The 21961-nt window shown below is 71.3% G+C and carries 21 protein-coding genes; 17 read left to right on the forward strand and 4 right to left on the reverse strand.

Annotated features, from left to right (window positions below):
- Nucleotides 1-14 precede the first annotated feature (14 nt).
- The 16 genes from FB391_RS19650 to der all read left to right on the forward strand — a co-directional run bounded on the left by FB391_RS19650 (nucleotide 15) and on the right by der (nucleotide 17872).
- On the forward strand, nucleotides 15-1694 hold the full coding sequence (locus FB391_RS19650) for a hypothetical protein (RefSeq protein ID WP_185842955.1): 1680 nt from the start codon (nucleotides 15-17) through the stop codon (nucleotides 1692-1694).
- Between the two features lie 347 nt (nucleotides 1695-2041).
- Nucleotides 2042-3100, forward strand: coding sequence for a hypothetical protein (locus tag FB391_RS19655; protein ID WP_185842956.1), 1059 nt, complete (start codon nucleotides 2042-2044; stop codon nucleotides 3098-3100).
- Nucleotide 3101: 1 nt separating this feature from the next.
- Nucleotides 3102-4139: a hypothetical protein gene (locus FB391_RS05615; protein WP_141893394.1), complete on the forward strand. Its 1038-nt coding sequence runs from the start codon at nucleotides 3102-3104 to the stop codon at nucleotides 4137-4139.
- Nucleotides 4136-5239, forward strand: coding sequence for a hypothetical protein (locus tag FB391_RS05620; RefSeq protein WP_141893395.1), 1104 nt, complete (start codon nucleotides 4136-4138; stop codon nucleotides 5237-5239). The genes FB391_RS05615 and FB391_RS05620 overlap by 4 nt, the downstream gene beginning before the upstream one ends.
- Before the next feature lie 182 nt (nucleotides 5240-5421).
- Nucleotides 5422-6393 carry an NAD kinase gene (locus FB391_RS05625; protein WP_141893397.1) on the forward strand — a complete coding sequence of 324 codons (972 nt, stop codon included), beginning with the start codon at nucleotides 5422-5424 and terminating at the stop codon, nucleotides 6391-6393.
- Nucleotides 6390-8081 (forward strand): DNA repair protein RecN, encoded by a 1692-nt coding sequence (gene recN / locus FB391_RS05630; protein ID WP_141893399.1) that lies wholly within the window; start codon nucleotides 6390-6392, stop codon nucleotides 8079-8081. The genes FB391_RS05625 and recN overlap by 4 nt, the downstream gene beginning before the upstream one ends.
- A 17-nt stretch (nucleotides 8082-8098) precedes the next feature.
- On the forward strand, nucleotides 8099-9814 hold the full coding sequence (locus tag FB391_RS05635; protein ID WP_141893401.1) for a CTP synthase: 1716 nt from the start codon (nucleotides 8099-8101) through the stop codon (nucleotides 9812-9814).
- Entirely contained in the window at nucleotides 9814-10386 is a 573-nt protein-coding gene (locus FB391_RS05640) for an NUDIX domain-containing protein (protein ID WP_141893403.1), read from the forward strand. Before FB391_RS05635 ends, FB391_RS05640 begins: the two co-directional genes overlap by 1 nt.
- A gap of 15 nt (nucleotides 10387-10401) precedes the next feature.
- Entirely contained in the window at nucleotides 10402-11307 is a 906-nt protein-coding gene (gene xerD, locus FB391_RS05645; protein WP_141893405.1) for a site-specific tyrosine recombinase XerD, read from the forward strand.
- A 54-nt stretch (nucleotides 11308-11361) separates the two neighbouring features.
- Nucleotides 11362-12252 carry a ParA family protein gene (locus FB391_RS05650; protein WP_141893408.1) on the forward strand — a complete coding sequence of 297 codons (891 nt, stop codon included), beginning with the start codon at nucleotides 11362-11364 and terminating at the stop codon, nucleotides 12250-12252.
- Nucleotides 12236-13084, forward strand: coding sequence for a segregation and condensation protein A (locus tag FB391_RS05655; RefSeq protein ID WP_141893409.1), 849 nt, complete (start codon nucleotides 12236-12238; stop codon nucleotides 13082-13084). Before FB391_RS05650 ends, FB391_RS05655 begins: the two co-directional genes overlap by 17 nt.
- A complete protein-coding gene (gene scpB, locus FB391_RS05660) occupies nucleotides 13074-13691 on the forward strand; it encodes an SMC-Scp complex subunit ScpB (protein WP_141893411.1) in 618 nt (205 codons plus the stop codon). The genes FB391_RS05655 and scpB overlap by 11 nt, the downstream gene beginning before the upstream one ends.
- Nucleotides 13688-14500 (forward strand): pseudouridine synthase, encoded by an 813-nt coding sequence (locus tag FB391_RS05665; protein ID WP_141893413.1) that lies wholly within the window; start codon nucleotides 13688-13690, stop codon nucleotides 14498-14500. Before scpB ends, FB391_RS05665 begins: the two co-directional genes overlap by 4 nt.
- Nucleotides 14493-15599, forward strand: a complete 1107-nt coding sequence (locus tag FB391_RS05670) for a prephenate dehydrogenase (RefSeq protein WP_141893415.1) — start codon at nucleotides 14493-14495, stop codon at nucleotides 15597-15599. The genes FB391_RS05665 and FB391_RS05670 overlap by 8 nt, the downstream gene beginning before the upstream one ends.
- Nucleotides 15592-16332: a (d)CMP kinase gene (gene cmk, locus FB391_RS05675; protein WP_141893417.1), complete on the forward strand. Its 741-nt coding sequence runs from the start codon at nucleotides 15592-15594 to the stop codon at nucleotides 16330-16332. The genes FB391_RS05670 and cmk overlap by 8 nt, the downstream gene beginning before the upstream one ends.
- Before the next feature lies 1 nt (nucleotide 16333).
- Nucleotides 16334-17872, forward strand: coding sequence for a ribosome biogenesis GTPase Der (gene der / locus FB391_RS05680; RefSeq protein ID WP_141893419.1), 1539 nt, complete (start codon nucleotides 16334-16336; stop codon nucleotides 17870-17872).
- A 6-nt stretch (nucleotides 17873-17878) separates the two neighbouring features.
- Here the strand turns inward: der and FB391_RS05685 are convergent, their stop codons facing one another.
- The gene (locus FB391_RS05685) at nucleotides 17879-18307 is read right to left on the reverse strand and encodes a GNAT family N-acetyltransferase (RefSeq protein WP_141893421.1); all 429 of its coding nucleotides are present in this window, start codon (nucleotides 18305-18307) and stop codon (nucleotides 17879-17881) included.
- An 83-nt stretch (nucleotides 18308-18390) separates the two neighbouring features.
- On the opposite strand from FB391_RS05685, the gene FB391_RS05690 reads away from it, so the two are divergent.
- Complete coding sequence (locus FB391_RS05690) at nucleotides 18391-19290, forward strand: NUDIX hydrolase (RefSeq protein ID WP_141893423.1); 900 nt, start codon at nucleotides 18391-18393, stop codon at nucleotides 19288-19290.
- Between the two features lie 54 nt (nucleotides 19291-19344).
- On the opposite strand, the gene FB391_RS05695 is transcribed toward FB391_RS05690, so the two are convergent.
- From FB391_RS05695 to FB391_RS05705, 3 genes are all read right to left on the reverse strand, one after another.
- A complete protein-coding gene (locus FB391_RS05695) occupies nucleotides 19345-20712 on the reverse strand; it encodes an N-acetylmuramoyl-L-alanine amidase (RefSeq protein ID WP_141893424.1) in 1368 nt (455 codons plus the stop codon).
- Nucleotides 20713-20891: 179 nt separating this feature from the next.
- Nucleotides 20892-21266 (reverse strand): RNA-binding S4 domain-containing protein, encoded by a 375-nt coding sequence (locus FB391_RS05700; protein WP_141893425.1) that lies wholly within the window; start codon nucleotides 21264-21266, stop codon nucleotides 20892-20894.
- Nucleotides 21263-21943, reverse strand: coding sequence for a lysoplasmalogenase family protein (locus tag FB391_RS05705; RefSeq protein ID WP_141893426.1), 681 nt, complete (start codon nucleotides 21941-21943; stop codon nucleotides 21263-21265). The genes FB391_RS05700 and FB391_RS05705 overlap by 4 nt, the downstream gene beginning before the upstream one ends.
- Nucleotides 21944-21961 lie beyond the last annotated feature (18 nt).

A 21961-nucleotide genomic window follows, 5' to 3' on the forward strand; every position in this document is an offset into this window, starting at 1 on the left:
CAGAGGAGAACGACATGCTTCAGCTGGGCACCGGCATGCGGACGATCCGCGGGGTCACCGTCTTTCCGGATCACGCCGACGAGGAGCAGTACTGGTACCTCCCGGGCCACCTCGCGATCGCGCGGAGGCCCGAGGACGACTGGCCCCAGTTCAGCTTCATCAAGTTCAAGCGGGAGGCGAGCGCCGAGGGCGTCGAAGGCGGCGGATTCCTCATGTTCACCGTCGAGCTCACGCTGCCCGACGACATCGAGGGCGAGATCCGCGCTGCGATCCCCGGCGGCGCACGGCTGAGCGTCGTGCCGTTCGACTCGGGCACCGTCGAATGCGTCGCGCTGAACCTGCAGGGGCCGGGCGGCACGACCGCGACGGTCAGCGACGCCGGAACGTTCACAGCCGTCCAGCAGATCCTCGGGGCACGCGTGCCGTCGCTGTTCGGCGCGAACCAGGCGGTCTTCAGCCTCGCCCTCAGCGCCGAGGGCGCGACGCTGCTGGAGTCGGCCTTCGCGCAGGGGGCCGCCCCGATCGGCGTCATCTACCAGCTGACGTTCACCGCCATGCAGCCGTCGCTCGACGTGCGCATCACCGCCGACTTCGAGCGGATCTACCAGCACTTCAGCGCGGGGCTCAACGCCAACGTCTACTACGTCGAGATCGGCATCGAGGTCGGCATCGAAGAGCTCGTGCAGAACGGCGCGATCAAGATCGAGGTCACGAACTACTCCACCGACGCCGACAAGGACGAGCAGGAGAAGCTGGCGATCGACTTCTTCACCCAGCACCTGCTGCAGAGCTGGTTCACGCCCACGCTCACGCCGGGCACACTGCAGGGCGGCATGGCGACCGCGCCGCGCGCCGGCGGGGGAGCGGGCCTGTTCGGCCCCCGCGCCGACTCGGGCAAGCCCGGGCAGCCCGGCACTCCGCGCCCCGACGCCTCCGGTACGCCCGCCCGCCCGCCTGCTCCGGCACCTGCTCCTGCGCCGGCTCCTGCACCTGCGCCTGCGCCTGCGCCTGTTCCTGCTCCGGGCGGAGGGCGGACACCCGGCCCGGCACCGACTCCTGCGCCTGCTCCGGCACCCACCCCGACTCCGGAGCCCACGCCGATCCCGGTACCTGCTCCGGCACCCGCCTCCGCCCCTGGTCCCACTCCAGCACCGGCCGGCGCGACGCGCGACCTGTTCGTCCATTTCGTCGAAGAAGGCTCCGGCCATGGCGTCCACGGCAGCTACACCGTGGGCTACGCGGTGGACGGGGCCGACCGCGAGGCGACGACGCCGGCGGGCGCCGCGAGCCAGTTGCACATCGAGGTGCCCGCGAACTGGACCGACGGCGGACTGATGGCGACGGCATCCACTCTGCCGGAGCTGACGATGGCGGATGCCGACCAGCTGCGTCGCCACGTCACCACCGGTGAGGGCGTGCTGGCGTCGGGGCAGCGCGAGGCGCCGCTGGGCGCCGCGGTCACGCGCATCGCCGTGCCCGCGAGCGGCGACATCTCGGCGACCGTGCGCCTGCCCGTGACGAAGACGGTCGTCACGGCGGCCTCGCCCGACGCGCTCGTGGCGGCGGTCTTCCCCGGCGGCCAGCTGCTCCAGCCCGGAATCTACGACTGCCGGCGCGTCGCCGGGACGAACGACTTCGAACTCATCACGCCCGGATGGCCGGGCGGGTTCGGCCCCAGCACGGGAGGTGCATGATGAGCAATCCCACACCGCCGGCAGGCGGCGGTCCGACTCCACCGCCGGCACCGCCGACCCCGCCGAGCCCGGGCGGGGGCGGTGCGCCTGCGCCTGCACCGGCGCCGGCTCCGGCCCCTGCACCGGCACCGGCTCCGGCCCCTGCACCGGGCGGAGGACCGGCGTCGCCGCCCAAGCCGCCGTCCCCTCCTGGAGGCGCCACCCCGCCGACGCCGCCCGCTCCGGGCCGACCGGCGACACCCGGCACCCCGGGCACCCCCGCGTCGCCCGGTGGTGCACCGGCGACACCGGGTACCCCGGCATCCGGCGGAGGAGCACCGGGCTCCGGCGCCATCCTGACGTTCTCGATGAAGGCGATCCAGCAGACCGAGCGCAAGACGCTCGTGTTCGAGTACCACCGCGAGCAGGCGGTGACGCGCCAGTACGCGCCGCAGTCGCTCATCGGGCTGCTGCTGGATGACCTCACCGGGCCGGGGCACTTCCTCGAAGTCGACCTCGACGATCCGTTCTTCCGCTCGCTGGATGTCGAGGTGTCGCTGACGACGGCGTTCGAGCCGATCGGCCTGCAGTCGGTGGCGGTCGGGCTGGATTACAGCGACGCGTCGCATCCGCAGCGTCACCGGCACGCCGACCTCGTGTTCGACGCGGCGCGTCCGCAGCCGCAGCACTGGGTCGTGCCGATCGACGAGACGTACGACCTGGGGTACGTGCCGCGCATCGAGTATCACTTCGACCCGCTGAGCGGGTGGGAGGCCGAGCGCAACGAGATCGTGGTCGAGCCCGGTCGCATCGAGGACCGCACGCTGCAGCTCGACCCCACGCAGCACGTCGGGTTCATCGAGGTCGAGATCCGGCCCGAGCGGCTCGACCCGCTGGAGGTCGAGTCCGTCACGGTCGTCCTGGAGCACGCGTCGTCCACCGGCTGGCGCGCGCGGCGCACGTTCGAGGTGACACCCGCCGGCGCGCCGCAGACGTGGCGGGTGCGCACGGCGCACCGCGAAGAGGTCGGCTACACCGTTCAGGCGACGCACCACCTCGTCGGCGGCGGCACGATCGTGCTCGACGCCGTCGACAGCGCGGCATCCGCGTACGCCGTCGCGGGTCCGTTCGCCGATCGCCTGGAGCGCCGGATCGAGGTGGCCGTGCCCGCCGGGCGCTTCACCTCGATCATCGTCGACGTGTCGTACGACGCGGGCGGATATCGCGTCGACCGCAGGGTCGAGATCGACGGCGCGGCACCCGCGACGGCGCGGGCGCAGATCGGCGTCGTCGACCCGACCGCGCGTGCCACCACGGCGCGTGCCACGCTGCTCGGGCCGAACGGAGAGGTCGTGCGCGGCGCCCCCTTCGCCGGCGACGCCGAGTTCCTCACGGTGGCCGCCGACGGCACGATCACGGGAGCATGACATGCACGCGGCGGTCGCCGAGTCCACGGCCGAACGAGCGCTCACCGAGCTGCTCGAGCGGGTCGCGGTGCGGCATCCACAGATCTCGGAGCGCGCGCGAGCCGAGCTGGACGACACCCTCTCGGCCACCCGCGGATCGGCGATCGGCGAGTCGGCGTGGCACGCCAGCTGTCTGACGCCTTCGCGGTACCCCGTCGAGGTGGCCTTCACCTCGGCGCGAGCAGAGCTGCGCACCGTCGTCGACGTCGTCGCCCCGGAGGACGACCGTCGCGGCGCGTTCGACGCCGTCGTCGACACGGCCGAGCGGTTCGGCGCCATCCGCCCCCGAGGAAGGACGACCGCCGCGCTGCGCGCGCACCATGCCGCCGGAGCCCTCCGCTTCGGGGCGTGGCTCGGAAGCCGGCACACCGAGGCGGGGACGCGGCACAAGCTGTACGCCGAGCTGGCTCCCGATCAGCCGGACGCGTGGCGCATGCTGGACCTCCTGGCGCCCCGCGCGCGAGAGGTCCTCGGCGGCACGGGTGTCGTGCGCTTCGTCGGTCTTCCGCTCGACGGCGGCGACGTCGTGGAGGTCTACATGCGGCCGCCGTGGCTGGATGCCGAGCTGCTCGCCGCGGTGCTCTCCCGCGCAGGCATCCCCGAGGCGACGCCGAGCCTGGTCGCGGCCATGACGGCGGGGGATCCGCACGGACTGGCCGGTCCCAACCACTGCCTCAGCGCCACCTTCGCGGGCGATGACGTGGTCGCGGTCGCGGGGTTCACCTTCGCCCACCACCGATACCGCCGCGACCACCGCGTGCGCGCAGCGGTCCTGCAGCGTGCGGCGCGCGAGGGGTGGCCGTCGCACGGGCTCTACGCCGCGGCATCCGCCCCGCTCGCCGTTCCCCGGCCGCTGCGGCGCCCCGTGCACACGGCGCTGTCGGACGTCGCCCTCGCAGCGGGCGGGATCGAGCATCACGTCGGGCTCGCGCCGCCGGCGACTCCCGGCGGCGCATCGCGCATCCCCACCACCACACCCACGAAGGAGAAGGAATCATGAAGCAGATCACCCTCGAGAACCTCCACTGCACCGGCACGGAGGACTGGACAGGCGCCGACGAGTGCCGCCTCGAGGTCTACAACGACGGCGAGCTCCACTTCGCCTACCGGCAGGACCTCAACGACGACCAGGACTGGCCGCTCAACGCGTCGCTGCTGTTCGCGACCACGTGCATGCTGCGTCTGTTCGACGAGGACGGCGACTTCCCCGGCGACGACGACGACGCACTCGGCGTCGTGCACATCGGCGCGGCCGACGTGCAGCACGCGACGGCGACGTTCCGCGAGGACGACGCGGACTACACGCTCACCTACTCGGTGGTCGACCGCCCCGACATCGGGCAGACCGACCTCGCGAACTTCGCGATCGATCAGTTCGAGGCATCCACCGCTCCGGGCGTGTGGCCGCAGCTGTCGAAGGCCGACATCATCCGCGACCTGCGTGCGCGCCGGGGCAACCCGACCACCATCAACCAGATGAACTCGAACTTCTGCGGCCCCACGTCGATCGTGTTCGAGCTGGCCCGCACGCAGCCGCGCCGGTACGTCGACCTCGTGCGGCAGCTGTACGAGACGGGTGGTTTCTGGTCGCGCACGCACCGCGTCGATGCTCCGCAAGGGCTGCGCGACACGCACGCCGGTCAGAACATGTCGCCCGCAGACTGGATGCTGATCGCCACGATGCGCAATGAAGAGAATGCGATCTTCGGGGTCTCGCCGGACTCGTCAGGCGTCACGAGCCAGATCGAGGGCATGACGACGCCGTGGGAGATGGAGGGGTGGACCAGCGAGCTGCTGCTGAAGACCACGGTCTCGAACAGCACGACGTTCGTGTGGGGCGAGTTCGACGCGATCCGCTACGCCCACCAGGTGTGGTCGTCCGGCGGCAGCGCGTTCATCATGCTGCACTCCGACATGTTCTCGCCGCCCGACGGCATGGTCCCGCCGTGGCCCGACCATTGGGTCGTCTACGCCGGGGGCCTGGACGAGAGCGGCGGGCGCATCAGGTTCTCGGTGTACTCGTGGGGCAACATCTACCCCCTCGACCTGTCGCTGGACCACTTCGAGAACTGCATGTTCGGGATCGTCACGGGATTCTGAGGCGGACGGCGGGCCGGGGCGGATGCCTCGGCCCGCCGTCGTGCGCGCCCGCGGCGTCTCCTCCCCAGCGCGCGCGGCAGGCGACGGTCGACGAGGTCGTCCCCAGGCCGGGTCGGATTGCCCCCGGTGTCGGACGATCCGACAGAATGGGGAGGCACATGTACGCAACTGGCGGGGAGCCGATGAACACTGTCGACGCGGAGCGCAGCATCCTGGTGGTCGCACACGCGCATCGCGACGACACCGTCGTGGCGGCCGAGCGTGTGGTCGAGGCGCTGCGCGCGGCAGGTGCGCGGCCGGTCTTCGCCGCCGACGACCGCGAAGAGCTGGCTGCCGCAGGATCGCCCCTGGACGTCGCGATCCTGGGCGTCGACGTGCCGGTCACCGACATCGAGCTGGCGATCGTGCTGGGCGGTGACGGGACGATCCTGCGTGCCGCGGAGCTTGTGCGCGATGGCACGGCGCCCGTGCTCGGCATCAACATGGGCCACGTGGGCTTCCTCGCCGAGATCGAGCGCGACGACATGGACGAGGCTGTCCGGCGCGTCATCGCGCGCGACTACGACGTCGAAGAGCGCATGGCGCTCCAGGTCCGCGTGAAGGACACCGGCGACTCGGTGATCTACGAGACGTGGGCGCTCAACGAGGCGACGGTCGAGAAGGCGAGCCGCGAACGCCTGCTCGAGGTGGTCGTCGAGATCGATGGCCGACCGCTGTCGTCGTTCGGGTGCGACGGGATGGTCGTGTCGACCCCGACCGGTTCGACGGCGTACAACTTCTCCGCAGGCGGACCCGTGATCTGGCCGACGGTCGAGGCGATCGCCGTCGTGCCGCTGTCGGCGCACGCCCTGTTCGCGAAGCCGCTCGTGGTGGGCCCCGAGCACTCAGTCGCGATCGAGGTGCTCGAGCGCACGAACGGCACCGGCATCCTGTGGTGCGACGGGCGCCGTTCGCACGACCTTCCCCCGGGAGCACGTGTCGTCGTGCGCCGGTCCGACCGACCGGTTCGGCTGGCACGGCTGCATCCCGCTCAGTTCACCGACCGCCTCGTGCGCAAGTTCCACCTTCCCGTCGAAGGGTGGCGCGGACCCGCCGCGATCACCGGCACACTCAGTCTCGGGCGCGATGCCGGGCAGGGCGGAGTGACGCCGTGATCGAAGAGATGCGCCTGCGCGACCTCGGCGTGATCGCCGAGGCGACGCTGCCGATGGGTCCGGGCTTCACGGCCATCACGGGCGAGACGGGCGCCGGCAAGACGATGGTGGTCACGGGGCTCGGCCTGCTGCTCGGCCAGCGCGCCGACTCGGGAGCCGTGCGCGCCGGAGCCGCGCAGGCGACCGTGGACGGCGTGTGGATCGTCCCCGAGGACGGTGCCGTGGCCGAACGCGTGCGCGAGGCGGGTGGCGACGTCGAGCCGATCGGCGGCGGCCGCGCCGAGCTGTACGTCGGTCGCTCGATCTCCAGCGAGGGCCGGGGCCGTGCGTCGGTGGGCGGCCGTGCCGCGCCCGCGGGCGTTCTCGCGGATCTCGCGGACGACCTCGTGGTGGTGCACGGCCAGTCCGATCAGCTGCGGCTGAAGTCCGCGGCTGCGCAGCGGGACGCACTCGATCGCTTCGGCGGCGAGCCGGTGCAGTCTGCGCGCGACGTGTATCGCCGGGCCTACGAGCACTGGCGGGGCATCGACCGCGAGCTGTCGCGCCTCACCGACGATCGCGACGCCCGAGCGCGTGAGGCCGAGGAGCTGCGCGCACAGCTCGTCGAGATCGAGCAGGCCGCACCGGAGCCGGGGGAGGACGCCGAGCTCGCGACCCGCGCCGAGCGCCTCGCGAACGCCGAAGAGCTGCGTCTGGCCGCCGCGACCGCCCACGACGCGCTCTCGGGCGAGGCCGACGGGCCGGACGCCGGAGCCCTGCTGTCGGACGCCCGCCGCGCGCTCGAGCGCGTGCACGACCCGGTGCTCGAAGAGCTCGCCGGACAGGTGGCCGAGCTCGGCTATCGCACCGCCGACATCGCCGCCGCGCTGGCCGGCTACCTCGCCGACCTCGACGAGTCGGGTCCGCACGAGCTCGCCGCAGTAGAGGAGCGCCGCGCGGTGCTGGCCAGTCTCGTCCGCACGCACGGGACCCTCGACGCGGCGATCGACCTGCTCGACACGGGTTCGTCGCGCCTGGCCGAGCTGGACGACGACTCCGATCGCATCGAGCGGCTGGTCGCCGAGCGGGATGCCGCGGCATCCGCTCTCGACGACGCGGCCGCCGCGCTGACCGAGGCCCGCACGGAGGCCGCGGGGCGTCTGGGCGCGGCGGTGACGACCGAGCTGCGCGCTCTCGCGATGCCGGACGCCCGGCTCGAGGTCGCGGTCACGCCCGGCACCGAGTCCGCCTCGGGACGCGACGACGTCGCGATCCTGCTGGCGCCGCACCCCGGTGCCGAACCGCGCGCCGTCTCGCGCGGCGCGAGCGGGGGCGAGCTCAGCCGGGTGATGCTGGCGATCGAGGTCGTGATCGCCGGCGTCGATCCGGTGCCGACGTTCGTCTTCGATGAGGTGGATGCCGGGATCGGCGGGGCCGCCGCGATCGAGGTGGGCCGCCGGCTCGCCCGCCTCGCGCAGTCGTCGCAGGTCATCGCGGTCACCCACCTGGCGCAGGTCGCGGCGTTCGCGGCCAACCACCTCACCGTCGTCAAGGCGAACGACGGCTCGGTCACGGCCTCGGACGTGCGCCGTCTCGACGGCGCCGACCGTGAGGCCGAGATGGCTCGTCTGTTGTCGGGCATGCCCGATTCAGAGGCGGCTCTCACCCACGCACGCGAGTTGCTCAGCCTTCGCACCGAAGTCGACTGATAGGATAAAAGCCCGTGATGCAGACTTCTGATTCTCTCCGCGGCGACTCTTCGAACGACACCACCAAGCACATCTTCGTGACCGGTGGTGTCGTTTCTTCTCTGGGCAAGGGTCTGACCGCCGCCAGCCTCGGGAACCTGCTCACCGCGCGCGGCCTCCGCGTCGTGATGCAGAAGCTCGACCCGTACCTGAACGTCGATCCGGGCACCATGAACCCGTTCCAGCACGGCGAGGTCTTCGTGACCGACGACGGTGCAGAGACCGACCTCGACATCGGCCACTACGAGCGGTTCCTCGACATCGAGCTGAGCCAGGCCGCGAACGTCACGACCGGCCAGATCTACTCGCAGGTGATCGCCAAGGAGCGCCGGGGCGAGTACCTCGGCGACACCGTGCAGGTGATCCCGCACATCACCGACGAGATCAAGCGCCGGATGCGGCTGCAGGCCACCGAGGAGCCGCGCCCCGACGTCATCATCACCGAGATCGGCGGCACCGTGGGCGACATCGAGTCGCAGCCGTTCATCGAGTCGGCGCGCCAGATCCGCCACGAGCTCGGCCGCAACAACGTGTTCTTCGTGCACGTGTCGCTCGTGCCGTTCATGGGCGCCTCGGGCGAGCAGAAGACCAAGCCCACGCAGCACTCCGTCGCCACGCTCCGCTCCATCGGCATCCAGCCCGACGCGCTCGTGCTGCGCAGCGACCGCCCCGTCACCGAGTCGAACAAGCGCAAGATCGCGCTCATGTGCGACGTCGACGAGGATGCCGTCGTCAACGCGGTGGACGTGCCGAGCATCTACGACATCCCCTCGATGCTCAACGAGCAGGGCCTCGACGCGTACATCGTGCGTGCGCTCGGTCTCGCCAAGGCGGAGGACGTCGACTGGTCGCGCTGGCAGCGTGTGCTCAACGCTGTGCACAACCCCAAGCACGAGGTCACGATCGGCCTGGTCGGCAAGTACATCGACCTGCCGGACGCGTACCTCTCGGTCACCGAGGCGCTCAAGGCCGGCGGCTTCGCGCAGGAGACCCACGTCAACATCCGCTGGATCCCCTCCGACGAGTGCGAGACGCCCGAGGGCGCGGCCAAGGCGCTGAGCCCGCTGGACGGCATCGTCATCCCGGGCGGCTTCGGCATCCGCGGCATCGAGGGCAAGATCGGGGCGCTGAAGTTCGCGCGCGAGCAGGGCATCCCGACCCTCGGCATCTGCCTGGGCCTGCAGTGCATCGTGATCGAGTACGCACGTCACGTCGCCGGCATCGAGGACGCCTCGTCGAGCGAGTTCGACCCCGACACGAAGCACCCCGTCATCGCGACGATGGAGGAGCAGGTCGACATCCTCGACCACGGCGACCTCGGCGGCACGATGCGCCTGGGCCTGTATTCGGCCGATCTCGCCGAGGGGTCGATCGCCGCCGAGGTCTATGGCGGCAGCCGCGCGTCGGAGCGTCACCGCCACCGCTACGAGGTGAACAACCGCTACCGCGACCAGATCGCCGAGGCCGGCCTGGTGTTCTCCGGCATCAACCCCGACCTCGACCTCGTCGAGTACGTGGAGCTGCCGCGCGACGTGCACCCGTACTACATCGCCACGCAGGCGCACCCCGAGCTGCGCTCGCGGCCGACGAACGCGAACCCGCTGTTCCGGGGACTCGTGGGTGCGGCGCTGGAGCGCCACCGTTCCAGCGAGCTGTTCGAGGTCGAGCCGTTCGACGAGCTCGCGGGCCGCTGATGGCGGGGGACCAGGTTCTCGCCGACGAGCCCGTCGACGCGCAAGTCCTGCACAGCGACCTCGTCTACGAGGGCCGCGTGTGGGACGTCCGCAGCGACACCGTCGCATACGGCGACGGGCAGATCGTGCGGCAGTATGTCGACCACCCGGGGGCGGCGGCCGTCGTCGCTCTGGACGAGCACGACCGCGTGCTGCTGATCCAGCAGTACCGGCATCCCATCCGCCTGCGCGACTGGGAGGTGCCGGCCGGCCTCCTCGACGTCGACGGCGAGACCCCGCTGCAGACGGCGCAGCGCGAGCTCGCCGAAGAGGCCGATCTGGTCGCCTCGACGTGGGAGCCGCTCGTGAGCGTGTTCACGACACCCGGTGGCAACGACGAGATCGTCCACCTCTTCCTCGCGCGCGGACTCTCGGCCGCGAGCGCCGTGCACGCGCGCGAGGACGAAGAGGCCGACATCCGGATCGAGTGGATGCCGCTGGCCGATGCCGTGGCGGCGGTGTTCGCCGGACGCATGCGCAACGGGATCCTCACGACCGGCGTGCTGGCCGCATCCGAACGGCTGCGAGCCTGACGACGGGAGCCTGACGTGCAGATCGAGCGTGCGGTGCAGTCCTACCTGCGGCACGTCTCGATCGAGCGCGGGCTGTCGGAGAACACCGTCGCGGCGTACCGGCGCGATCTCGCCGGCTACGCGATGTGGCTCGGCGAGCAGGGCGTCGACGACACCGCCGAGGTGACCCCGGTGATGCTCGCGAGCTTCGTGGCCGACCGCGCGGCGGGGCAGCCGCCCATGGCGGCCTCGTCGCTGGCACGACTGCAGTCCTCGGTGCGGGGACTCCACCGGTTCCTGGCGCGGGAGGGGATCGAGCCGGCCGATCCGACCTCGCACCTGCGTCCTCCGAAGCAGCCGCGGCGACTGCCGAAGGCACTCACGATCGACCAGGTGTCGACTCTGCTGGAGGCCGCCGGACCCGCCGACGACCTTCTCGGCGTGCGCGACCGCGCCCTGCTGGAGATGCTGTACGCGACGGGCGCACGCGTGTCCGAGATCGTGCAGCTCGACGTCGACGATCTCGCCCACGGCGATGTGCTGCGCGTGCGGGGCAAGGGCTCGAAGGAGCGCATCGTGCCGGTCGGCTCGTACGCGCGCGCGGCCGTCGACGCGTACCTGACACGGTCGCGGCCCGAGCTGTCGCGCCGGGGGCACGCGACGCCCCGGCTGTTCCTCGGCGCCCGGGGAGCGCCCCTGTCGCGCCAGAGCGCCTGGCTCATCATCCAGTCGGCGGCCGAGCGTGCACACCTCACCGCGCATGTGTCGCCGCACACGCTGCGGCACTCGTTCGCGACGCACCTGCTGCAGGGCGGGGCCGACGTGCGTGTCGTGCAGGAGCTGCTCGGCCATGCGTCGGTGGCCACGACGCAGATCTACACGCACGTGTCGGTCGACGCGCTGCGCGACGTGTACGCCACCAGTCATCCGCGTGCCCGATGAAGCATTCGCCTAGAGCCGACTAGGATCGAGCGAGCACGAGGAAGCGGGAGCACGGTGGCTGACAGCACGACGAAGACCAAGACGGCGAAGGTCGCGGAGTCTGACGTCCCCATCGGTCCGACCGGCCGTCCGTACCAGGGTTTTCCGACGCCGCCCAAGCTCGACGGCCACGGCCCCGCTCGCATCATCGCCCTCTGCAACCAGAAGGGCGGCGTCGGCAAGACGACGACCACCATCAACCTCGCCGCGGCGCTCGCCGGCTACGGCCGCAAGGTGCTGGCCGTCGACTTCGACCCGCAGGGCGCGCTGTCGGCGGGCCTCGGCATCCAGACCCACGAGATCCCGACGATCTACGACCTCCTGCTGGACGGCAAGGTCGACCCCTACTCGGTCATCGTGCACACGCGCGTCGACAACCTCGACGTGCTGCCGGCCAACATCGACCTGTCGGCCGCGGAGGTGCATCTCGTCAACGAGGTCGCCCGCGAGCAGACGCTCTCGCGCGTGCTGCGCAAGGTGCAGGGCGACTACGACGTCATCCTCATCGACTGCCAGCCGTCGCTCGGCCTCCTCACCGTGAACGCGCTCACCGCCAGCCACGGCGTCGTCATCCCGCTGGAGTGCGAGTTCTTCGCGCTGCGCGGCGTCGCGCTGCTCATCGAGACGATCGACAAGGTGCGAGACCGCCTCAACCCGACGATCGCCCTCGACGGCGTGCTCGCGACGATGTACGACCCGCGCACGCTGCACTCGCGCGAGGTGCTCGAGCGTGTCGTCGACGCGTTCGGCGACGACGTGCTCGAGACCGTCATCGGCCGCACCGTGAAGTTCCCGGACGCCTCCGTGTCGGGGATGCCGATCACCGAGTTCGCGCCCGAGCACGCCGCGGCGCAGGCCTACCTGCGACTGGCGCGGGAGCTGGTCGCCCGTGGTGCTGTCGCCTGACGCCTCGACAGGTTCAGCGACCGGGGAGCCGGAGACGGCCCCCGATCCCGGCGACGGGTTCCGTGTGTCGCTGTCGAACTTCGACGGCCCGTTCGACCTGCTGCTCACCCTGATCTCGAAGCATGAGCTCGACATCACCGAGGTGTCGCTCTCGCTCGTCACGAACGAGTTCATCGCGTACCTGCGCGAGGTGGGGCCCGACGAGGAGCTGGACGAGGCATCCGAGTTCCTCGTCGTCGCCGCGACGCTGCTCGACATGAAGGTCGCCGGGCTGCTGCCGCAGGGCGAGCTCGTGGATGCCGAGTCGGTGGCGCTGCTGGAGGCGCGGGATCTGCTGTTCGCACGGCTGCTGCAGTACCGGGCGTTCAAAGAGGTCTCCGCGTGGTTCGAGCGCAGCCTGCGCCGCGAAGAGCGCCGCCACACCCGGTCCGTGCGCCTCGACGAGAAGTACCGCAACGCCGTCCCCGAGCTCGTGTGGTCGCTCAGCCCCGAGGACTTCGCGGCGCTGGCAATCCTGGCGATGACGCCCAAAGAGCTGCCGACGGTCGGCCTCGACCACCTGCACGCCCCGCTGGTGAGCATCCGGGAACAGGCCGCGATCGTGGTGACGCTGCTGCGGGATGCCGGTTCGCTGACCTTCCGCGAGCTCATCGCCGGCGTGGCGCAGACCGGCGTCGTGGTCGCCCGGTTCCTGTCGGTGCTGGAGCTGTACCGCCATGCCGCCCTGTCGTTCGAGCAGCTGGAGCCGCTCGGCGAGCTGACCCTGCGCTGGAGCGCACACCGCTGGAGCGACGAGAACCTCGCCACCCTGGGAGCCGACTATGACCAATGACCCGACCATCGCGACCGAGGCGGAGCCGGTGGTCGTCGACACCGACGACGTCGCGCGACGACTGGAGGCGATCCTCCTGATCGTCGAGGAGCCGCAGAGCCTCGTGAGCCTCGCGGCCGCGGTGTCCGCGCCCGTGCCCGCGGTGCGCCAGGCCCTGGAGACGCTCGTCGACGACTACGACGGCCGCTCGGGCGGGCCCGCCCGCGGCTTCGAGCTGCGCGAGGTCGGCGGCGGCTGGCGCCTGTATGTGCGCGAGGAGTTCGACGACCTGGTGAGCGAGTACGTCGGCGGACTGGCGCCGTCGCGCCTGTCGCAGGCCGCCCTGGAGACGCTCGCCGTCATCGCCTACAAGCAGCCCGTGACCCGCAGCCAGGTCGCCTCGATCCGTGCCGTCAACGTCGACTCCGTGGTGCGCACGCTGCTCGCGCGCGGGCTCGTCACCGAGCTGTTCGCGGATGCCGAGACCGGAGCCATCAACTACGGCACGACGGATGCGCTGCTGACGCACCTCGGCATCAACTCGCTGGACGAACTGCCCCACATCTCACCGCTCCTGGACGGTGCCGACGAGGTCGCCGAGGGCGCCGAAGAAGGAGGACGACGATGACCCTTCGAGAGGCTCAGGGACCGGCGGAAGGCGAGGGCGTGCGACTGCAGAAGGCGCTCGCGAACGCCGGAGTGGCATCCCGTCGCGTGGCCGAGCAGATGATCGTCGAGGGCCGGGTCCGGGTCAACGGCCGGGTCGTGGACGAGCTGGGCTCGCGCATCGACCCCGAGAAGGACCTCGTCGACGTCGACGGCACCGCGGTGCAGTTCGACCAGTCCAAGCGCTACGTGATGCTCAACAAGCCCACCGGCGTCGTGAGCTCCATGAAGGATGACCGCGGGCGCCCCGATCTGCGGCGGTTCACGAAGGACTGGGACGAGCGCCTGTACAACGTCGGGCGGCTGGATGCCGAGACGAGCGGGCTGCTCGTGCTCACCAACGACGGCGAGCTGGCGCACGTGCTCGCCCATCCCTCGTTCGGGGTCACGAAGGTGTACATCGCCAAGGTGGACGGCAAGGTCACACCCCAGACGATCCAGCGCCTGCTGCGAGGCGTCGAGCTGGAGGACGGACCGATCGCGGCCGACAAGGCGCGGCTGCTCTCCACGTCGACAGGCTCAGTGACTGGAGCGGAGGGCGCCGGCTCGCTGGTGGAGCTCACCCTGCACTCGGGGCGGAACCGGATCGTGCGGCGCATGATGGCCGAGGTGGGGCACCCCGTCGTCGAGCTGGTCCGCCGGCAGTTCGGGCCGCTGCACCTGGGAACGCTGCCAGCCGGGCGCGCGCGCGAGTTGACTAAAGTGGAGCAGGGCGCTCTGCTGACTCTCGCGCGCCGCGATACCGGCAACGAGGAGACGCCAGATGAGTGAGCCTGTCCTGGCGTCGCGCGTGCACGGCACGGTGCGCATCGTCGGCACCGGACTGCTCGGCGCGAGCATCGGACACGCGCTGCGGGCTCACGGCGTCGACGTCGCGCTCGACGACACGTCGCCGTCGCAGCTGCGCCTGGCCGTCGATTACGGCGCAGGCCGACGCGCGACGGACGCCGACGATCCGACGCTCGTCGTCGTCGCGGTGCCGCCCGATGTGACGGCCGACGTCATCGAGCGCGAGCTCGCCCGCTTTCCTCGCGCCGTCGTCACCGACGTCGCGAGCGTCAAGCTCGAGCCGCTGCGGACGCTCCGCGAGCGCGGCGTCGACCTGACGCACTACATCGGCTCGCACCCGCTCGCCGGCCGCGAGCGCGGGGGAGCGATCTCGGCGCGCGCCGACATCTTCGTCGGGCGCCCGTGGGTGGTCTGCCGCGACGGCGAGACCTCGGCGGCCGACCTCGCAGTGGTCGAGGGCCTGGCGCTCGAGCTGGGTGCGACCCCGCTGGAGATGACGCCAGAGGACCACGACCGCGGCGTCGCGCTGGTCTCGCACGTCCCTCAGCTGGTGGCGAGTCTTCTCGCCGGCCGCTTCGTCGACGCGCCGGACGGATCGCTGCGGCTCGCCGGTCAGGGCGTGCGCGACACGACCCGGATAGCGGCATCCGCCCCCGAACTGTGGGTGCAGATCCTCGGCGCCAATGCGGCGCCCGTGGTCGACGTGCTCGACCTTCTCGCGGCGGACCTCACGTCGGTCGCCGACGCGCTGCGCGACCCCGATGCGCCGGGCGCCCGGCGCGCGGTCGCCGACACCATCCGCCGTGGCAACGACGGGGTCGAGCGCCTGCCGGGCAAGCACGGCCAGAACCGCCGATTCGAGCAGGTGGTCGTCATGGTCGACGACACCCCCGGCCAGCTGGGCCGCTTGTTCGGCGAGCTCGGCGAGCTCGACGTGAACGTGGAAGACCTGCGCCTGGAGCACTCGCCCGGCGCCCAGTTCGGCCTCGCCGAGATCAGCGTCGTCCCGAGTGCGGTGCGCCGCGCCGTCGACGGCCTCGAAGCGCGCGGCTGGAAGATTGCGAGCACCACCAATGACTGACCCTTCGACCCCTTCGACAGGCTCAGGGACCGGAGACCTGACCGTTGTCGTCGCGATCGACGGCCCGGCCGGCAGCGGCAAGTCGAGCGTCTCGAAGCAGACGGCCCGCCGGCTCGGCTTCGGCTACCTCGACACCGGCGCCGCGTACCGGGCGCTGGCGTGGCACGCGCTGCAGCACGGCATCGACACGTCCGATGCGGCTGCCGTGCTCGACGTGTCGGGCGACTTCGACTACGCGATCTCGCTCGACCCCGACCAGTACTGGGTGCGCGTCGGGCAGACCGATGTGACCGACGCCATCCGCGATCCGCGGGTCTCGGACGCCGTGAGCGGCGTCGCGCGCGTTCCGGCGGTCCGCGAGTCGGTGAACGCCCTGTTCCGCGCCCTCGTGGCGCAGTCGGGACGCCCCGGCGTCGTCGTGGAGGGCCGTGACATCACGACCGTCGTCGCGCCGGACGCTCCGGTGCGGATCCTGCTGACCGCCGCGCCGGAGGTGCGCGCCGCACGCCGCAGCGCAGAGCTGACGACGCACGATGCGGCGGCCGTGGCCGCGGCGCTCCACCAGCGCGACGCATCCGACTCGGCCGTGGTCGACTTCCTCACCGCCGCCCCCGGCGTCGAGGTCGTCGACTCGACCCACCTTGATTTCGACCAGACCGTGGACGCCGTGCTCGGCGTCATCCGGGCCGCGCTGTCGGCCCCCACGGCGGACACCGCACAGACGGGAGCCTGAGATGGCCGCTGACAACCGTTCCGACTTCGACGAGTTCGAGGCGGGAGACGACCGCCTCGCTGAGAACCTGGCCGCCCTCGACGACGAGCTCGTCGAACAGCGGGCGAGCGCCCTGCGCCAGGGCCTCGAGGACTACGAGCTCGACGCGGAGGACGCCGAGCTGCTGGCGGGCGTCATCCGGGGCGAGGACGGCATCGAGTTCCTGCCGGCGCTTCCCGTCGTCGCCATCGTCGGCCGCCCGAACGTGGGCAAGTCCGCCCTCGTGAACCGCATCCTCGGCCGCCGTGAGGCCGTCGTCGAGGACACGCCGGGTGTGACGCGCGACCGCGTCACCTACAAGGCCGAGTGGATGGACCGCCGCTTCACCCTCGTCGACACCGGCGGCTGGGAGCCCGACGCGCGGGGCATCGACCGCTCGGTGGCGCTGCAGGCCGAGGTCGCCATCGACCTCTCCGACGTGGTGCTGTTCGTCGTCGATGCGATGGTCGGGGCGACCTCGACCGACGAGCACGTCGTGCGCCTGCTGCGCAAGACCGGCAAGCCCGTGTTCCTCGTCGCGAACAAGATCGACGACGCCCGCCAGGAGCCCGAGGCCGCCGCGCTGTGGAACCTCGGCCTCGGCGAGCCCCACCCCGTCTCGGCGATCCACGGTCGCGGTGTCGCCGACCTGCTCGACGAGATCATGAAGGTGCTGCCGGACGTCTCGGCCGTCGCCAAGCACGAGATCGGCGGCCCGCGCCGCGTCGCGATCCTCGGCCGCCCGAACGTGGGCAAGTCGTCGCTGCTCAACAAGGCGGCCGGCGAGGAGCGCGTGGTCGTCAACGAGCTCGCCGGCACCACGCGCGACCCTGTCGACGAGATCGTCGAGGTGGGGGGGAAGCTGTGGCGCTTCGTCGACACCGCCGGCATCCGCCGTCGCGTCCACCTGCAGCAGGGCGCGGACTTCTACGCGTCGCTGCGCACGTCGGCCGCGCTGGAGAAGGCCGAGGTCGCGGTCGTGGTGCTCGACGTCACGCAGCCGCTCAGCGAGCAGGATGTGCGCATCATCGACCTGGTGCTGGAGTCGGGGCGCGCACTCGTGCTCGCGTTCAACAAGTGGGACCGCCTGAACGACGACGACATGGACGGACAGGATCGTCGCCGCTACCTCGAGCGCGAGATCGAGCAGGATCTGGCGCATGTCGCATGGGCGCCGCGCGTCAACATCTCGGCGCGCACGGGCCGTCATCTCGACAAGCTCGTGCCGGCGCTGGAGACCGCGCTCGAGTCGTGGGATCAGCGCATCCCGACGGGCAAGTTCAACGCGTTCCTCACGGAGCTCGTGGCCGAGCACCCGCACCCGCTGCGGGGCGGCAAGCAGCCGCGCATCCTGTTCGGCACGCAGGCGTCGACGCGTCCGCCGACGTTCGTGCTGTTCACCACCGGCTTCCTGGACCCGGGGTACCGCCGGTTCATCCAGCGGCGACTGCGCGAGCTCTACGGCTTCGAGGGCACGCCCATCGTCGTCAACATGCGGGTGCGGGAGCGCCGTCAGCGCTGACCCGCGTCAGCGCGCCGAGGGGCGCACCATGGCCGTCGCGTCGGGCTCGGTGAAGCCGAACCGCCGGTAGAGACCGTGCGCGTCGCCGGTGAACAGCATCCACCGCATGTCGGCGCCGGGCCCGTCGTCGATCATGAGCTGCACGAGGCGCTTGCCGAGCGAGTGACCGCGGTGCTCGGGGAGCACGAAGACGTCGGCCAGGTAGGCGAAGCCGATGCCGTCCGACACGGCGCGCGCGAAACCCACCTGCTCGCCGGTGTCGCGCCGGTAGGCGCCGACCACACGCCACGCCCTGGAGATCTGGGTCTCGACGTCGGCGCGTGAGCGCCAGCGGCCCCAGTACGCCTCGGTCGAGAGCCAGCCCCACACCACGTCGGGCTGGATGCGCGTGGGGTCGTCGTCGAGGTCGTAGCCGGTGCGGGGGTCGTCGTGCATGCGGTCCATTGTGGCGAGTCCTCCGGTGACGTGCGCCGTGCCGGTCGCGAGCCGGTGGCCTGCCGGTGTGACAGGCTGGGCGGGTGACGATCGAGCCTCCCGCCCCCGGTGAGCCGCGACGCCCGCACGGTCCGCGCGACCCGGGCGACGCGTGGGTCGTCGCTCCGACGGGCGAACGCTACTGGGGCCGATTCGGCGCTGCCGGCCTGCTGGCCGTCGACGCGCAGCGCGGGGTGCTGCTGCAGCATCGCGTCTCGTGGAGCCACTTCGGCGACACCTGGGCGCTGCCCGGCGGCGCCCGCCACGAGGGGGAGTCGGCGTGCGACGGCGCTCTGCGGGAGGCCGCCGAAGAGGCAGGCGTTCCGCATGCGGCGATCCGGCCCCGCGTGCTGAGCGTCTTCGACCTCGGCTACTGGAGCTACACCACGGTCGTCGGCGATGTCGTCGAGCCCTTCGAGCCCATCATCAGCGACCCCGAGAGCCGCGAGCTGGCGTGGGTTCCCGTCGAGGTGGTGGTCGACTATCCGCTCCACCCCGGGTTCGCAGCGTCGTGGGAGCGGCTGCAGTCCCTCATCGGCGTGCGTCCCGCCGTCGTCGTCGACGTCGCGAACGTCATGGGCTCGGTGCCCGACGGCTGGTGGCGCGACCGGCCCGCGGCGGCGTCCCGACTGCTCTCGCGGCTCGCCGAGCTGGCGGCGGGCGGGGTGGCGGCATCCGCTCTCGATCTTCCCGAGCAGGTCTGGTACCCGGACTGGTCGGCGGTCGTCGAAGGGCAGGCGCGCTCGGTCGACGAGGTCGTCGGCATCGACGTGGTGCGCGCGGAGGGCGAGGGCGACGACACGATCGTCGCCGAGGTGCGCAGGTTGGCGGCATCCGGTCGCTCCGTCACCGTCGTCACGAGCGATCGCGGACTCGCGGAGCGGGTGGAGGATGCCGGCGGCGCCGTGCGCGGAGCGCGCTGGCTGCTCGATCAGCTGCCGTAGGGGGACCCGCCCGACGCCCGGCCCCGGCTGGGCGACGGGCGGATCCGTCTCGGATCAGCCTCCGTGGATCTCGACGTCGGCAGCCTTCACGTAGTACTGACGGTGCCCGTACGAGATCAGCAGGAACTGCTCCTGACCGGGGATATCGATGTGGTCGTTCGGCGTGTCCGGCGAGAAGGTGACGGCCTTGTAATAGTCCGTCGGGACGTCCGCATCCACCAGTGCGTAGCGTTGGCCGGCGAGGATCGCGTAGGGCGAGACCGGCGTCTGTGCGACGACGCTGATCCCCTCGGGGAACGCGGACGCCTCGGGATAGGCGGTGCCGTAAACAGGGATGCTCGCGAGGCCCGCCTTGGGCGTGATCCACTGGCCGTTCTTCACCGAGCGCGACACGGGCGCCTCGCTGGGGTCGCGGAACCAGGCCTTCGCTCCGAGGTACCAGATCGCCGTCCAGCCGTCACGGCGCTCCGCGACCGCGTAGTCCACACCGGCGGTCGCGCGCGGACCGATGTCGGAGACGGTGGTGGTGCTCGCCGCGGCGCCCGGATGCAGACCCGGGTCGGGAACGAGCGGGGAGTCCTCGCTCGGCTCGGTGTGCAACGCGACGAAGTTCGTGTCGTCGGTGTCGCACGCGGTGTCACCGCAGCCGGTGAGCGTCTGGGTGTTGCCCTCGAACCCGGGAAGGATCCGGACGACGTCGCCGTGCTTGTTGCCGGTGGTGCCCTTTTCCAGGGGCGCGCCGAGCAGGTCGAAGAAGTGCTCCCAGTCCCAGTAGGGGCCTGGATCCCAGTGCATCGCGGGCACGCTCGAGCCCCGCAGTGCAGGGACCTGGTCGTGACCGATGATGTGCGCGCGGTCCAGCGGGATGCCGTACTCCGCCGCGAGGTGCTTCACGAGCTTCGCCGATGACTCGTACATCTCCTCGGTGTACCAGGCGCCGTCTGCCGCATAGCCTTCGTGCTCGATTCCGATGGCGTGCATGTTCACGTACCAGTTGCCGGCGTGCCAGCCGACGTCCTTCGGATCCAGGTGCTGTGCGACGTGGCCGTCGGACGAGCGGATCGTGTAGTTCCACGCGAGGTACGTCGGGTCGGTGACGAGCCCGACGGTACCGTCGTACGACCCCTCGGTGTCGTGGATCACGATGTAGTCGATCGACGGACCGTTTGGCCGGTCGCCGAGGTCATGGTTGCCGTAGTCTCCGGGGTCGTCGCTGAGCGATTCGTACGGAGCGGGGAGCCATTCGCAGTCCAACGACCTGGGGCAGTCGGTGGTGCTGACGGGCTTCTGAGCACGCGACTCGGCCGATGCCGGCGCCGCCGCAGTCACGATCGCGATGCCTGCGACGACGGCGAGGGCGACGGTGGCGAGGTTGCGTGTCTTCCTGTGTCGGGCCGACGGCGGGGGAGGTGAGCTCTTCATGGATCTCCATTCGGAAGGTGAACAGCGCACAGTCAACACCGGCGTGCGCTCGGAGGGAAGATCCGAAACGTAAGATTCCTGTGAAAGTTTGTACCGAGCTGGTTTCCTGGCGCTCGCCGCCGAAGATTGTTCGCGTAAGTCGACGAGCCTGCTCGCGCTCTGTCTTTCGCGGCGGCGGGTCAGTCCTCGCGCCCCCGGAGGCGGTCGATCTCTCGGCGTTCGCGCTTGGTCGGGCGCCCGGCGCCCCGGTCGCGCTGCGCCATGACGGGGGTCGGGTCGCGCGGGGGAGTGCGGTCCTCCATCGCTGCCGCGACGAGGGGGGCGCCCACCCGCTTCGAGATCGTCTGCCGCACGACGAGCAGGCGATCGAAGCCGTCGATGCGCACGCGCACTTCGTCGCCGGGCTTGAGCGTCTGCGCGGCCTTCGCCCGTTCGCCGGCGACGCGGACGTGCCCCGCGCGGCACGCCGCGGTCGCCGCCGAGCGGGTCTTGTAGATGCGGACGGCCCAGAGCCAGGCATCCACCCGCACCAGACGGGTCGGAGCGTCCGTCATGCCGCCACCGGGGTCTTCGCGGCCGCCGTGCGCCGGGCGCGAATCGCGACGAGCACGCCCGCGGCGATGAGGCCCTGACCGAGGCAGTACGTCAGCATGACGAGCGGGCTCGTCCAGGCGGGCATCGCGTCGGGCAGGAACAGCCGGAAGGCGAGCACCGAGTCCGAGGTCAGGAAGAACACGCCGCCCCACGCCACGAGCGGATGACAGCGGGACGCCGCGAACGCCGTGCCTCCGAGCACCAGGCCGTACACGGCGACCGCGATCGACAGGTTGCCGAGGTGCGGCCACAGCACGGCCAGCAGCACGACCCACCACACGGCGTAGACAGCCGCCCACGGCGGCACGCGGTGCACGGCCAGGCGGCGCCAGAACAGCCAGATGTACACGAGGTGGGCCAGCCCGAAGAACAGCAGCATCATCGGCAGCTCGGGCGCGAACGGGAAGAACGTGCCGGCGCCGTCGCCGAGCCACGACAGCCCGATCGCCACGACGAGGAGGGTGAGCGGGGTCGTCCACGGAGTGCCCCGCGAGCCCCACACGACGGCGAAGGCGAGCAATGGCATGAGCGTCAGCTTCGTGGGCGCCGCCAGCGCGTCCGCGTGAGCCGCGAGTGCGGCGACATGGACGATCGACAACACGATGAACGGGGCGAACGCGATCCAGAGCCGACGCATGATCCTCCTCGATGTGCA

Source organism: Microbacterium kyungheense (assembly GCF_006783905.1).
Lineage (GTDB): Bacteria > Actinomycetota > Actinomycetes > Actinomycetales > Microbacteriaceae > Microbacterium > Microbacterium kyungheense.

Bases quoted from the DNA above. Each gene is read 5' to 3' on its own strand.
- FB391_RS19655 (WP_185842956.1), top strand. From the start codon at position 2,042: ATGAAGGCGATCCAGCAGACCGAGCGCAAGACGCTCGTGTTCGAGTAC.
- FB391_RS05670 (WP_141893415.1), top strand. From the start codon at position 14,493: ATGAGTGAGCCTGTCCTGGCGTCGCGCGTGCACGGCACGGTGCGCATC.
- FB391_RS05625 (WP_141893397.1), top strand. From the start codon at position 5,422: ATGAACACTGTCGACGCGGAGCGCAGCATCCTGGTGGTCGCACACGCG.
- scpB (WP_141893411.1), top strand. From the start codon at position 13,074: ATGACCAATGACCCGACCATCGCGACCGAGGCGGAGCCGGTGGTCGTC.
- FB391_RS05665 (WP_141893413.1), top strand. From the start codon at position 13,688: ATGACCCTTCGAGAGGCTCAGGGACCGGCGGAAGGCGAGGGCGTGCGA.
- der (WP_141893419.1), top strand. From the start codon at position 16,334: ATGGCCGCTGACAACCGTTCCGACTTCGACGAGTTCGAGGCGGGAGAC.
- cmk (WP_141893417.1), top strand. From the start codon at position 15,592: ATGACTGACCCTTCGACCCCTTCGACAGGCTCAGGGACCGGAGACCTG.
- FB391_RS05640 (WP_141893403.1), top strand. From the start codon at position 9,814: ATGGCGGGGGACCAGGTTCTCGCCGACGAGCCCGTCGACGCGCAAGTC.
- FB391_RS05635 (WP_141893401.1), top strand. From the start codon at position 8,099: ATGCAGACTTCTGATTCTCTCCGCGGCGACTCTTCGAACGACACCACC.
- FB391_RS05695 (WP_141893424.1), bottom strand. From the start codon at position 20,712: ATGAAGAGCTCACCTCCCCCGCCGTCGGCCCGACACAGGAAGACACGC.
- FB391_RS05620 (WP_141893395.1), top strand. From the start codon at position 4,136: ATGAAGCAGATCACCCTCGAGAACCTCCACTGCACCGGCACGGAGGAC.
- FB391_RS05615 (WP_141893394.1), top strand. From the start codon at position 3,102: ATGCACGCGGCGGTCGCCGAGTCCACGGCCGAACGAGCGCTCACCGAG.
- FB391_RS19650 (WP_185842955.1), top strand. From the start codon at position 15: ATGCTTCAGCTGGGCACCGGCATGCGGACGATCCGCGGGGTCACCGTC.
- FB391_RS05705 (WP_141893426.1), bottom strand. From the start codon at position 21,943: ATGCGTCGGCTCTGGATCGCGTTCGCCCCGTTCATCGTGTTGTCGATC.
- FB391_RS05700 (WP_141893425.1), bottom strand. From the start codon at position 21,266: ATGACGGACGCTCCGACCCGTCTGGTGCGGGTGGATGCCTGGCTCTGG.
- FB391_RS05685 (WP_141893421.1), bottom strand. From the start codon at position 18,307: ATGCACGACGACCCCCGCACCGGCTACGACCTCGACGACGACCCCACG.